The 12,390-nt window shown below is 61.0% G+C and carries 12 protein-coding genes; 10 read left to right on the forward strand and 2 right to left on the reverse strand.

The window, feature by feature from the left end; all coding sequences use genetic code 11:
• The 5 genes from A477_RS0103360 to A477_RS0103380 all read left to right on the forward strand — a co-directional run.
• Positions 1-831: L-serine ammonia-lyase (locus A477_RS0103360; protein WP_026005325.1), on the forward strand; the 831-nt coding region annotated here is incomplete at its 5' end.
• A gap of 80 nt (positions 832-911) precedes the next feature.
• Positions 912-1,733 carry a DNA/RNA non-specific endonuclease gene (locus A477_RS0103365; protein ID WP_017197613.1) on the forward strand — a complete coding sequence of 274 codons (822 nt, stop codon included), beginning with the start codon at positions 912-914 and terminating at the stop codon, positions 1,731-1,733.
• Positions 1,734-1,840: 107 nt separating this feature from the next.
• The gene (locus A477_RS0103370) at positions 1,841-2,929 is read left to right on the forward strand and encodes a lipid II:glycine glycyltransferase FemX (RefSeq protein WP_017197614.1); all 1,089 of its coding nucleotides are present in this window, start codon (positions 1,841-1,843) and stop codon (positions 2,927-2,929) included.
• A gap of 111 nt (positions 2,930-3,040) precedes the next feature.
• On the forward strand, positions 3,041-4,357 hold the full coding sequence (locus tag A477_RS0103375) for a peptidoglycan bridge formation glycyltransferase FemA/FemB family protein (RefSeq protein ID WP_017197615.1): 1,317 nt from the start codon (positions 3,041-3,043) through the stop codon (positions 4,355-4,357).
• Positions 4,358-4,384: 27 nt separating this feature from the next.
• The gene (locus A477_RS0103380; RefSeq protein WP_017197616.1) at positions 4,385-5,872 is read left to right on the forward strand and encodes a threonine/serine exporter family protein; all 1,488 of its coding nucleotides are present in this window, start codon (positions 4,385-4,387) and stop codon (positions 5,870-5,872) included.
• Between the two features lie 56 nt (positions 5,873-5,928).
• Here A477_RS0103380 and A477_RS0103385 read toward each other — a convergent pair whose 3' ends face one another.
• Entirely contained in the window at positions 5,929-6,768 is an 840-nt protein-coding gene (locus tag A477_RS0103385) for a siderophore-interacting protein (protein ID WP_017197617.1), read from the reverse strand.
• Positions 6,769-6,842: 74 nt separating this feature from the next.
• The gene (locus A477_RS0103390) at positions 6,843-7,613 is read right to left on the reverse strand and encodes a uracil-DNA glycosylase (RefSeq protein ID WP_017197618.1); all 771 of its coding nucleotides are present in this window, start codon (positions 7,611-7,613) and stop codon (positions 6,843-6,845) included.
• A 105-nt stretch (positions 7,614-7,718) separates the two neighbouring features.
• Between A477_RS0103390 and A477_RS0103395 the strand changes: the two genes are divergently transcribed.
• The 5 genes from A477_RS0103395 to A477_RS0103415 all read left to right on the forward strand — a co-directional run bounded on the left by A477_RS0103395 (position 7,719) and on the right by A477_RS0103415 (position 12,336).
• Positions 7,719-8,054 (forward strand): DUF3263 domain-containing protein, encoded by a 336-nt coding sequence (locus tag A477_RS0103395; protein WP_017197619.1) that lies wholly within the window; start codon positions 7,719-7,721, stop codon positions 8,052-8,054.
• Positions 8,055-8,103: 49 nt separating this feature from the next.
• Complete coding sequence (locus A477_RS0103400) at positions 8,104-8,724, forward strand: LytR C-terminal domain-containing protein (RefSeq protein ID WP_017197620.1); 621 nt, start codon at positions 8,104-8,106, stop codon at positions 8,722-8,724.
• Positions 8,725-8,897: 173 nt separating this feature from the next.
• Positions 8,898-9,101, forward strand: a complete 204-nt coding sequence (locus A477_RS0103405) for a cold-shock protein (protein WP_011773737.1) — start codon at positions 8,898-8,900, stop codon at positions 9,099-9,101.
• Positions 9,102-9,425: 324 nt separating this feature from the next.
• The gene (gene groL / locus A477_RS0103410) at positions 9,426-11,051 is read left to right on the forward strand and encodes a chaperonin GroEL (RefSeq protein WP_011773738.1); all 1,626 of its coding nucleotides are present in this window, start codon (positions 9,426-9,428) and stop codon (positions 11,049-11,051) included.
• A gap of 238 nt (positions 11,052-11,289) precedes the next feature.
• A complete protein-coding gene (locus A477_RS0103415; RefSeq protein WP_017197621.1) occupies positions 11,290-12,336 on the forward strand; it encodes a ribonuclease HI family protein in 1,047 nt (348 codons plus the stop codon).
• Positions 12,337-12,390: the final 54 nt, after the last annotated feature.

A 12,390-nucleotide genomic window follows, 5' to 3' on the forward strand; every position in this document is an offset into this window, starting at 1 on the left:
TTGGGTATCAGCGACATCATGTTCATTAATGAGCGTGCGTCCCGGAGTGAGGAGGAGATCCGGGAGGGGTTGTTGCATATCTGGTCGGTGATGGAGGCCTGTGTTGAAACGAGTTTGAAGCGTGAGGGTGTGTTGCCTGGGGGGTTGAAGGTTCGTCGTCGTTCTCCTGATTGGTTGGAGCGGTTGCTGAAGGAGGACAAGGACCGGAACGATCCGAAGTATTGGCAGGAGTGGGTGAACTTGATCGCGTTGGCGGTCAATGAGGAGAACGCTTCTGGCGGCAGGGTGGTGACGGCGCCGACGAATGGTGCTGCGGGGATCATTCCGGCGGTGTTGTATTACGCGTTGAATTATGCGCCTGGGATGGACAAGGCCACGCAGGCCGATAAGGACGATGTGGTGGTGAAGTTCCTGCTCGCTGCCGGTGCGGTGGGTGTGTTGTATAAGGAGCAGGCGTCCATTTCGGGGGCTGAGGTTGGTTGTCAGGGTGAGGTGGGGTCGGCGTCGTCGATGGCTGCTGCGGGGTTGGCTGAGGTGATGGGTGGTACGCCGGGTCAGGTGGAGAACGCGGCGGAGATTGCGATGGAGCACAATCTGGGGTTGACGTGTGATCCGATCGGGGGGTTGGTGCAGATTCCGTGTATTGAGCGGAACGCGATTGCTGCGGCGAAGGCGATCAACGCGGCGAAGATGGCGTTGTGGGGTGATGGGACGCACCGGGTGTCGTTGGATGAGGTGATCGTGACCATGCGCGAGACGGGCAAGGACATGTCCTCCAAGTACAAGGAAACCGCGATGGGCGGCCTCGCCGTCAACGTCGTCGAATGCTGACGGACATTGTGTTGGCACTCCTTGAGCGGCGAAAGGCCCGACGCCTTAATTCTGTCAGTCCCTGATGCCATGCTGTATCCATGAGCGGGGGATACAGCAGGGACTTTTTGCGGACACGGCTTGAACTGCCCAGTCCGTCGGCTACTACGACACTTTTGGACTACATCCACTTTTCTGTTCGCTTCCGGGCTGCCCGGAAGCTCGCAGCGATTGTGGGTGTGAACATCAACGGCAAGGAACTGATACCCCTGGCCCGCGAGGGTTCGTGGCATTTCGATGACAGGATCCCCCGGGAGCAGCAGGCCGGCCAGGATCTGTACAAGAGCAACGCCTTTGATCGCGGGCACTTGGTCCGGCGCCTGGATCCCGTGTGGGGCGACGCCGCAACAGCCAAAAAGGCCAACCAGGACACCTTTAGCTACACCAACGCGGCACCACAGATTGATGACTTCAACCAAGGCAAAGAGCTCTGGGTGGGGCTCGAAGACCACGTTTTGGGCCACGCCGACGCGTATGAGGCAAAGCTGAGCGTGTTCACGGGGCCGGTGTTCCTCGATGACGATCCTGTGTATAGGGGAGTTCAGATCCCTCGAAAGTTCTGGAAGATCGCGGCATGGACCAACGATGCCAAGCTGGCCGCTGTCGGCTTTGTCCTGGATCAGTCGCCGATGCTGGGGAAAGTGGAGCTAAAGAAGGCCATCAGCCAACGGCTCCTTGAAGGTGAGCCACCGCCGCTTGGACCATTCCGGACGTTCCAAGTACCCATCGGTCAGATCGCGGACCTCACCGGGCTCAGCCTCGGCAGACTCATCAATGCTGACCGCCTTGTCAGGGGTCAACGGGAATCCGGCATTGAACCGCGGGCGATCAGGCTGGAGAAGGCAGAACAGATCAGGCTCTGAGCCCTTGGTAACCAGCAGAATCGGGGGATATCCACATACCCCGATAGACTTGGGGCTGCATGTCCGCATGCGCACTACGCTTTTGAACACTGCACCAAACCCTGAGATTGGACACGGCCACCTTGCGAGAATTTACCGCCCGCTTTGCCACCGCCGAGGAAATCGATAACTGGGACAAGCACGTCACGGCGAATCCGAATGGCGGCAACATGCTGCAGTCGGACGCTTACGCGGCAGTCAAGGACGGCAACGGCTGGCTGGTCCGCCGGCTCGTCATCGAGACCCAGGGGTACAGCAGCTACAACCTGCTCCTGGAGAAGAAGTTCCCTGTGATGGGGCGGCTCTGGTACCTCATCAAGGGACCGGACGTCGTAGATGTCAGCGACGTCCAGCCCGCCCTGAAAGCAGTAGCCGCCTTGGCCCGTGAGAAGAAGATGAACGTCTTCACCATCAAGATCGAGCCTGACATTGTGGACTCGGCTGAGGCCGTGGCAGAACTTCAAGCCGCCGGCTTGGTGAAGGCTCCCAACATTCAGTCCAATGACTCAACGGCCTTGCTGGACATTTCAGCGCCCGCAAATGAAGTCTTGCGCAGCATTTCCTCACGTGCCCGCAACGCAGTTCGCAGGGCTGAACGCGAGGGCTGCGAGGTGATTCAGGCTGAGCCGGGCGAAGACAGCTACCGCAAGCTCTACGCCCTCATGCAAAACACCGTAAACGCCAAGGGCGCCATGCCGCTGCGCAGCTACGAGTACTACTCCAAGTTCTGGGAAGAGTTCTGCAGCCGAGGCCAGGGACACTTCTTCTTCATCCATGAGGACGGTGCACCGAGTGTGGGGGCTTTCGTCATCAACTACGGATCCAAAGCTACGTACAAGGACGGCGGCTCCACCCAGAACCGCAAACAGTACGGTGACTCCCATCTGGCCCAGTGGGCGGCGATCCGACGCATGCAGGAACTCGGATGCGTGGAGTACGACTTCTGTGGCACGCCCCCCGCTGCGAGGATCAAGGACAAGACCCACCCCCTGTACGGCATGGGATTGTTCAAGACGAGCTTCACCAAGACCGTCACGGATTTTGTGGGTTGTTATGACCTTGTCCTGGGACCTGTCCGCCACAAGCTGTGGCTCAAGGGCGCTGAACGCATCTTCCGTAGGCTCGAAACCATGCGTACCGGGGGCCAGTTCTACTGACGGCCACCCGCAGCCAGCAAACCAACTTCAGGCCCGCCCCGGCCACCAACGGGTGCAATCTACTTTTTAGGTGAGGTAATTTCTTTGACTCCGATCGAGGCTGGAACCGACATGGAATTCGTGATTCTCAGTGACGCTGATTTCGAGACATTCGCCAAGGGACACCCTCAGGGCAGCTTCATCCAGTCCATGGAACTCACGCGCTTCCAGCGTGCCCGTGGCCAGGAGGTTGAGCTTTTTGGTGTGACGCGCGGCGACAGCCTCATTGCTGCGGGGAAGCTCGTCTACTCGTCCAACCGCTTGGGCTACAAAACCGCGGACTGCGCCAAGGGGCCGCTGATGGACTACAGCGACCCCGCAGTGGTGCGCTTCGTCGTCGAACAATTGAAAAAGCATGCGGCCTCGAAGAAGGCCGCCGAGCTGCGTATCTCGCCCAACATCCGTTACATTGCGCGGGACGAAGAAGGCGCCGAACACCCCGAAGTTGAGGACAACCGTCCGCTGCTGAAGGAGTTCGAAGGCCTGGGCTTCAAGCACCAGGGCTTCGACATGAATTTCGCCAACATCAACTGGATGTTCATCAAGCAGCTGGACGGGATCGCTGATTCCGAGGAGCTCATCATGGGCATGAACTACCGCACCCGCAAGGCCATCCGTAAAGCCGAGAAGAACGGCGTCTACCTGGAACAGGCCACACTGGAAACGCTGGATGAGTTCTACAACGCCCTCAGCACTGCGGGCGATGAGAAAGGCTTCACGTACCGCGAACGCGAGTATTACGAGCAGCTCCTCCGGAATACCTCCGATGAGTTCACCAAGCTCATGATGGCCAAGATCAACATTCCCGAATACCGGGCCTCCATCACGGAGCGGCTGGATGCCGAATCCAAGACCTTGGCAGACCTCAAGCGTGAGGTCGAGGAGACCGGCAGCAAGAAGAAGGCCAACCGCGTCAAGGTGGTCCAGGACCTTGTGGACAGCTACGAGCGAAGCCTCAAGGACATCGAACGTTTCCCCGATTCCGTCGGTGTCGCTACGGTGGCTGCCATCCATTTTGCATGCTCCGGTGATGAACTGGTGTGCGTCATTGGCGGCACGGTTCAGGACTACATCTACTTCAACGGCGCCACGTCCTTGTACTGGGGCATGATGCTGCACGCCCTGAACAATGGCTACTCGCGCTACAACTTTTACGGCACGTTCGGCATCCAAGGCCAGGATGAAACCGGGCACGGCGGGTACGAATTCAAGAAGGGCTTCGGAGGCGAGGTGGTCCAATTGGTGGGCGATTTCGTAGCGCCCGTGAACCCGCTTGTCTTCCACGGCTACCGTGCGGTCAGGAAGCTTGCAGGCGCCGCCCAGACAGCACTGGGACGATTGCCACTGGAGAAATTGCCTGTTGTTGGAAAGTTTCGGAGGAACCGCTAATCACACAAGCCAAGGGAGGATCACCGCGTGACTGAACGCCCCGACGGGTCCGCCAACAGGCCCCAAACTGATGGGTTGCCCAAGACCCAGCCGTTGCGGCCGTCCCAGGTACGGCAGAATGTCAACGCCAAGCGCATGCTGATGCGCTTGGTGCAAGGCGATAGCCCGCCAACAGCGCCCATGAACATCGTGGACCGGTTGGCCGGAAGTCCTTACGCCAACCCCACCATTCAAGTTGTAGGTGTGGACGCTTCGGCCCGCAAGACCATCGACTTCGCCCTTCATCTTGCTGAAGTCATGTTCCGCTACGGTGCGGGTGCCCTTGAGGTGGAGACCAGCATGATTGCGGTCACTGCCGCCCTTGGCCTGAAGAACGTTGAAGTGGACATCACCAACCAATCGGTGGCCATCAACTACGCGCCTAAGGACCAGACACCCATCACGCTGCTCCGTGTAGTGCGCTCGTGGACCAACAATTACGCCGGCCTTGCCCAGGTTCACCAGTTGGTCACGGACATCGTGGCTGGAGGAGTGGGCCGCGACGAAGCCGTGCGCAGGTTGAATGAAATCATCCGCAGTGCCAAACCTTTCCCACGGTGGATGGTCACCATGGCCTTCGGCATCTTCGCCGCCGTATTCGTGGGTGTCCTCGGTGGTGGCATCGGTGCGTCAGCGGTCGCTTTTGGTTCCAACATCCTGATCAGCCTGCTCTCCCGGCAACTTGCCAGATGGCGGACGGCTGACTTCTTCAACACCATGGCATGCGCGTTCCTGGTCACCTTCATCGCGCTCATGCTGCGTTGGGCAGGTGTGGAAATCGCGCCATCCATTGTAGTGGCAGGCGGAATCCTGCTGCTGCTCCCAACGGGCCGTCTCGTCTCATCGGTACAAGACGCCATCAACGGTTTTCCGGTAACGGCCGCGGGTCGTTTCCTCTCCACGTTGCTCACATTCGGCGCAATCGTTGCGGGAATTGGCGTCGCAGTTGTGGTTGGAACGCTGATGGGCAGCGCGGTCCTGGACGTAACCCAGACATTCCCCGACGCGTATCCCTTGTGGATTCAAGCAGTCCTTATTGCTATTGCGGTGGTTGCCATCGGCGTCACCGAGCAGACGCAAATGCGGCTGTTATTCCCGACGGCGGCAGTCGGCATAGTGGGTTTCTTCGTCTTGTGGGGTGTCGGCGAAGCCGGCCTCGGTGACCGTTTGTCGCCGGCCGTCGCTGCGGTGGTCATCGGCTTGCTGGGCCGTGTTGTGGCGCTCAAGCTGGGTGCTCCGCAACTTGTAGTGGCTGTCCCGGCCGCGTTGATCCTGCTGCCCGGTCTGACGATCTTCCGTTCCATGTACGCCCTGACTGTTGAAGGCGGCAATATCCTTCTCGGTGCGGGTGGGATGCTCAACGCCGGCGCCATTGTGTTGGGCGTTGCGGCGGGCATCGTGCTCGGTGACAACCTGGCCAGGCCTCTGACGAAGGGCCTGTCCAGCAACGAACGGCGCAGGGTACGCAGGCGCTGATGACAAAACGAACGGCGCCGCCAGGAGGCGGCGCCGTTCGGCTTTAAGCACTGAGGCTAGATCTGTCCCACTGGGAGCTTCTTCTCTGCTTGGAAGACTTCCTCCACACGCCCCTGCGCCCAATAGCCGGACAGCGACACCTGCGAACGCTCCAAGCCGCGCTGCACGAAGAAGATCTCGCGGAGTCCCTTCATATAGCCCCGCTCGCCGTGGGCGAAGACATCCACGCGTCCGGGCAACCATTCGGTAGTGCGGAGGGCGTCAAGCAGCAGCTCGCTGGACCCCGCTTGGACGCCCTTGCGGAGGAGCCAGTGCAACTCCATTCCGGCAGGGGCGGAAATCGGAAGAATGTCGGCCTCGCTATCCACCTCAAGGAACACGGTTCCGCGGGCGTCAGGAGCAAGGGCCTCGACGCATGCCGCGATGGCCGGTATCGCGGCGTCATCGCCGGCGAACAGATACCAGTCGGCCTCGGGAGCTGGGTTATACCCGCCGCCTGGACCGGTAAAGATCAGCGAATCGCCGGGCTTGGCAGCGGCAGCCCAAGGACCGGCCAGTCCTTCATCACCGTGCACCACAAAGTCGATGGCCAGTTCCTGTGCTTCAACGTCCACCCGGCGGATGGTGTACGTGCGGGTGTGCGGCCACTGCTCACGGGGCATGGTGTCGCGGATGGCCCACAAGTCCAGCGGGACTTCGTACTCGACGCCCGGCTGCGGAAACACGATTTTGATATAGCGGTCCACATAACCGTTGTTCGCGTAGTCGCTGAAACCAGGTCCGCCCGCCACAATCCGCACCATATGGGGCGAGAGGCGTTCATTTCGCAGGACAGTCAGGTTGACCTGCGGACGGGTTTTGCGTGAGGCGGACGAAGTGACGGGGAGAGCAGTCATGAAGGTAAGCCTAAGCTAATTTCCTGCGCATAGGTTGAGTATGAGTCGTAGGTTACGGACCCGGCGGAGAAGCCTCACAGAACAGGCAATTCCCAATCGATGGGCTCAGCCCCCAGGCCTATCAGCAGCTCATTGGTCCGGCTGAAGGGCTTGGAGCCGAAGAATCCTCGTGATGCAGAGAGTGGACTCGGATGGACCGAGACGATGGAAGGCGCCCCGCCAAGCAGGGGGACCACGGCCTCGGCATCTTTGCCCCACAGTATCGCCACCAGCGGGCTTTGCCGCCCCGCGCCGTCGGTGCGGTGGGCGACGGCGGTGACCGCCGCCGTCGTGACTGCTTCCCAACCTTTGCCGCGGTGGGAGCCTGCGTTTCCCGCTTCGACACTGAGGACGCGGTTCAGGAGCAGGACCCCTTGCTCCGTCCAGGCGCTGAGGTCCCCGTGGACGCGGGGCGGGAGGCCGAGGTCCTCGTGGAGCTCGCGGTAGATGTTGGCGAGGCTTCGAGGGATGGGTCTGGTAGGGCGGGATACAGCGAAGGACAGCCCGACGGCGTGGCCCGGGGTTGGGTACGGATCCTGGCCGAGAATCAGGACTTTGACGTCGGCCAGCGGCTGTTTGAAGGCGCGCAACACGTTTTTTGCCGCAGGGAGAACGTGGGCTCCATTGGCCGATTGTCCCGCTACGTAGTCCAAGGCTTCACGGAGCTGGCCTTCAACTGGGCGCAATGCATCGGCCCAATCGGGAGCCATCAGCTCTTCCAGCGGCTGTTTGAGCAGGGCAGCGAAACCCGGGTCAGCAGTATCAGCAGGTTCAAGATCAAAGAGTGCATCCTCGCGAGTCACCACGCCATTGTCTCCCGCGCGGCGCACGGCCTGCGAATGACACCGTTGTTATTCGCCCGTAACATGGGGGTAGGACATTTTCCCCAACAAGCGTCGAAGGAGTGTGCCGTGGCAGAACCAGCACCGGAACCGATGGCGTCGCAGGCAACAGGCTTTGCCCTTGAGGACCTCGCAGCCGAGACCCGCAGTGACTCGCCGTTGAGCGAGCGGGACCAGCAGATGCTGGCGCTGGAGCGGCAATGGTGGAAGTACGCCGGAGCGAAGGAACAGGCTATCCGCGAGCTGTTCGATCTCTCGGCCACACACTACTACCAGATCCTGAACGCGCTCATAGATACCGAGGACGCATTGGCCCACGATCCCTTGCTCGTCAAGAGACTGCGTAGACTACGTACGTCCCGCCAGCGTGCGAGGACTGCACGTCGCTTGGGGTCCGACGCGTAAATCGCCAGGCTGATCTGTCAGCAGCAACCAGCAAGGACACCGCTTCACCATGACCAAATATGCCAAGGACGAATTCGACCAGGTTCCGCAGAACACGTCCCGCCAAGGCGTTCACCGCGACGCCCAAGAGACTGCACGCCCCACCCTGTGGCCGGTCCTCACCGTTGGGGCAGTGGCCCTGGTGCTCGGGCTGGTGGCCTTCCTGATCCTTCCCAACCTTGGGCTGGTAGCACCCAGCGCTTCGTCCAACACCACGACGCCGGCACCCCTGCAGACTTCCGCGGCACCGTCCGCTGCCCCCACTGAATCCAGCAGCGCGCCCCCCGCTTCCAGCGAGCCCAGCAGCGAACCGACGCCGTCGGGATCTCCTTCCGCCACTCCCTCCTCGGCTCCCGTGGATAAGTCCACTCCGGTGGCTGTCTACAACGGCGCCGGGACGGCAGGGTTGGCCGGTCGGGTGGCGGGCCTCGTCCAGGGCGACGGTTGGGCGCTGAGCACCGTAGGGAACTGGGGCGGACTGCCGCAGCAGACATCCGTGATCTTCTACAACGCTCCGGAGCAGAAGGCCAACGCGGAGGCGCTGGGTACTTTGCTGGGCATCCAGACCATCGTGGAAACGCCCGAGGTTCAACAGCCGCTGGTGGTTGTGGCCGGGCCCGGTTACCAGTAGGCATCGGGCCCCGTTCCTGAGCTGGAAAGCCCCAACTCGGTTAAGCCTCAATAACAAAAGTGGCGCCCTGCCCCTCCACGGCAGCGCGGCGCTAGTGACAGTGGTTACAGTGGATTAATTCCGGTACGGAGATCCCGGCTACCGGTCTTGGCTACTGCGAAAGTGTGGGCATCATGGCTTTGGGAACCGTCAAATGGTTCAACGCCGAAAAAGGCTACGGATTTATCACTGTGGATGAATCCGGCGACGACGTCTTTGTACACTGGTCCGCCATCCAGATGGATGGCTTCCGCGCCCTCGAAGAAGGCCAGAGGGTTGAGTTTGAACTAGGGGAGGGCCAGAAGGGTCCGCAAGCCGAAGGCGTCCGCGTCGCGTAGGTCGATCGCGGCGTCCAAGCCACTTCCCGTCAGCCCACGGCTGAAAGCCCTTTGTTTATAGAGCAAAGTGGCATCCCTGCTTGCACTCTCACCGGTCGAGTGCTAATTATTGATTTAGCACTCCTATGGTTCGACTGCTAAGTCCGGCCCGGTTCACCCCGGCGGCGGACAGGCATCGGACCGGCGGAGGATCAAGAAACACCTTGGTGGGGTGAGGTCCGGAGCGCGGGGCATACAGAGGCCGCAAGCGAAAGACCGTCCGTCGCGGGCACCCCATCTGACAGGTACCTTCTTAACGACTGTCCCGAAAGGACTACCGCCGTTATGGCCAAGATCATTGCATTTGATGAAGAGGCACGCCGCGGCCTCGAGCGGGGCCTGAACATCCTCGCAGACGCCGTCAAGGTCACCCTCGGCCCGCGTGGACGCAACGTCGTCCTCGAAAAGAAGTGGGGCGCCCCCACGATCACCAACGATGGTGTTTCCATCGCCAAGGAGATCGAGCTGGACGATCCTTACGAGAAGATCGGTGCAGAACTGGTCAAGGAAGTTGCCAAGAAGACGGATGACGTCGCTGGCGACGGTACCACCACTGCAACCGTTCTCGCCCAGGCACTGGTGAAGGAAGGCCTGCGCAACGTTGCCGCCGGCGCCGACCCGCTGTCCCTTAAGCGCGGTATCGAGAAGGCTGTTGAGGCAGTCATCAGCGAACTGCTGGCCTCCGCCAAGGAAATCGAGACCAAGGAAGAGATCGCAGCCACGGCTTCCATCTCCGCCGGTGACCCGGAAATCGGCAGCCTCATCGCCGAAGCCCTGGACAAGGTGGGCAAGGAAGGCGTCATCACGGTCGAGGAATCCAACACCTTCGGCCTTGAGCTCGAACTCACCGAAGGCATGCGCTTCGACAAGGGTTACATCTCCGCTTACTTCGTCACCGACGCAGAGCGCCAGGAAACGGTCCTCGAAGACCCGTACATCCTGATCGTCAACTCCAAGATCTCCAACGTGAAGGAACTCGTCACGGTTCTGGAGAAGGTCATGCAGTCCAACAAGCCGCTGCTGATCATCGCCGAAGACATCGAGGGCGAGGCCTTGGCCACCCTGATCGTCAACAAGATCCGTGGCACCTTCAAGTCCGTTGCCGTCAAGGCTCCGGGCTTTGGTGACCGTCGCAAGGCTCAGCTGGCCGACATCGCCATCCTCACCGGTGGCCAGGTCATCTCCGAAGAAGTTGGCCTCAAGCTCGAAAACGCTGGCCTGGAACTCCTCGGCACCGCCCGCAAGGTTGTTGTCACCAAGGACGAGACCACCATCGTTGAAGGTGCCGGCGACGCCGAGCAGATCGCGGGCCGCGTGGCCCAGATCCGTGCCGAAATCGAGAACTCCGACTCCGACTACGACCGCGAGAAGCTGCAGGAACGCCTGGCCAAGCTGGCCGGCGGCGTTGCAGTCATCAAGGCCGGTGCCGCAACCGAAGTCGAGCTCAAGGAACGCAAGCACCGCATTGAGGACGCAGTCCGCAACGCAAAGGCTGCTGTTGAAGAAGGCATCGTTGCCGGTGGTGGCGTTGCCCTCATCCAGGCCGGCGCCAAGGCATTCGCCAACCTCACCCTGCAGGGCGACGAGGCAACCGGTGCCAACATCGTCAAGGTTGCCATCGATGCACCCCTGAAGCAGATCGCCTTCAACGCCGGCCTCGAGCCGGGCGTTGTGGTGGACAAGGTTCGCGGCCTGCCTTCCGGCCACGGCCTGAACGCTGCCACGGGTGTCTACGAAGACCTTCTGGCTGCCGGCGTCAACGACCCCGTAAAGGTCACCCGCTCGGCTCTCCAGAACGCTGCTTCCATCGCTGGTCTCTTCCTGACCACCGAGGCCGTAGTTGCCGACAAGCCCGAGAAGAACGCTCCGGCTCCCGGCGGCGACGACATGGGCGGCATGGGCGGCTTCTAAGCTCCCCTGCTGTAGCGATACAGCACCCAGCATTACGCTGAACAGCATCACGACGGCGGTCCTCACCTTTTGGTGGGGGCCGCCGTTTTGTCGCCTGTCCAAGCTGGAACGGCAGGGCTGCGTACCCAAGCAGACAGCGGATCAGGCCCTTTTGAGCCCGGTCATAACGAGCTGTACTGCGACCTCCTTGGGTGCTACCACGGTTTCAGTGTCGGTGGGGTCTGGCAGGATTAACGTTATGACGATTATTGCTGCCGCCGATGGGTCCGCCCTCGGTAATCCTGGGCCGGCCGGTTGGGCTTGGTATGTTGACGACTCCTGTTGGCGAGCAGGAGGTTGGCCGCACGGAACCAACAACCAGGGTGAATTGATGGCCGTCCTTGACCTGTTTCGGTCGACGGCCCACGTGCCTCACGAAGAATTGCTGATCCTTTGCGACAGCCAGTACGTTATCAACTGCATCACCAAGTGGATGCCGGGCTGGAAGCGGAAGGGCTGGCGGAAGGCCGACGGCAAGCCCGTGCTGAATGTGGACCTTCTCAAGGACATCGACCAAGCGATCATCGGCCGCAAATATACCTTCGAATGGGTTAAAGGCCACGCCGGTCACGACCTCAACGAGGCTGCAGATGAGCGCGCACGCGCCGTTGCCACGGCCTTCCAGCAGGGCGTAGCGCATCGGGCGGGCCCTGGTTTCCCTGGCACTCAGGAACAGGTTGAGTCTCATTCCCCAACGGAAGCCCGCGCAGTGCAAACCCGTTCTTCCGAGCCGGTCCCTGCAAGTGCTGCCGCCGGGGTCTCCTCGGCAAGCGTTGGTTCTCCGCCCGCAAAGACTGATCGCACCCAGCGGCCGCACTTTGAGCCGACCCTCTTTGGCGAGTCCGGCATCTTTGGCCAAGCCGATCTCTTCAGCGAACTGGAAGACGACGCTTCGGCGCAGCAACTGTCAGCTGAGGACACAGTCCTGGCGTTGGAACGGGAATTGCTGAGGCCCGACGTGAGGGCCGACATTGGCAGGATCGGTGTGCTGCTCCACCCTGACTTCGCGGAGATCGGCAGCTCGGGCAGGTTTTGGACACGGGACGCCATGATGATGGCGCTGGAAGAGGATCCCGGTGAACCGACTGAACTTGAACTGCTGAGCGCAGACAGGCTCAGCGACACCACCATCCTGCTGAACTACCGCAGCTTCGCGCACACAGGCTCGGCGCTCCGCAGTTCCGTCTGGATGCTCGACCGCGGTCAATGGCGGCTGCGGTTCCATCAAGGGACTGTCGAGAACTAGCCTTGAGACAAATTCCTCCTGACCTGCGAGGCGGCTGCACAAGGGGGGAAGACA

The sequence above is a fragment of the Arthrobacter sp. M2012083 genome (genome assembly GCF_000281065.1).
Lineage (GTDB): Bacteria > Actinomycetota > Actinomycetes > Actinomycetales > Micrococcaceae > Arthrobacter.

Coding starts and splice junctions, on each gene's coding strand:
- A477_RS0103365 (WP_017197613.1), top strand. CDS start 912: ATGAGCGGGGGATACAGCAGGGACTTTTTGCGGACACGGCTTGAACTG.
- A477_RS0103375 (WP_017197615.1), top strand. CDS start 3,041: ATGGAATTCGTGATTCTCAGTGACGCTGATTTCGAGACATTCGCCAAG.
- A477_RS0103385 (WP_017197617.1), bottom strand. CDS start 6,768: ATGACTGCTCTCCCCGTCACTTCGTCCGCCTCACGCAAAACCCGTCCG.
- A477_RS0103400 (WP_017197620.1), top strand. CDS start 8,104: ATGACCAAATATGCCAAGGACGAATTCGACCAGGTTCCGCAGAACACG.
- A477_RS0103405 (WP_011773737.1), top strand. CDS start 8,898: ATGGCTTTGGGAACCGTCAAATGGTTCAACGCCGAAAAAGGCTACGGA.
- groL (WP_011773738.1), top strand. CDS start 9,426: ATGGCCAAGATCATTGCATTTGATGAAGAGGCACGCCGCGGCCTCGAG.
- A477_RS0103415 (WP_017197621.1), top strand. CDS start 11,290: ATGACGATTATTGCTGCCGCCGATGGGTCCGCCCTCGGTAATCCTGGG.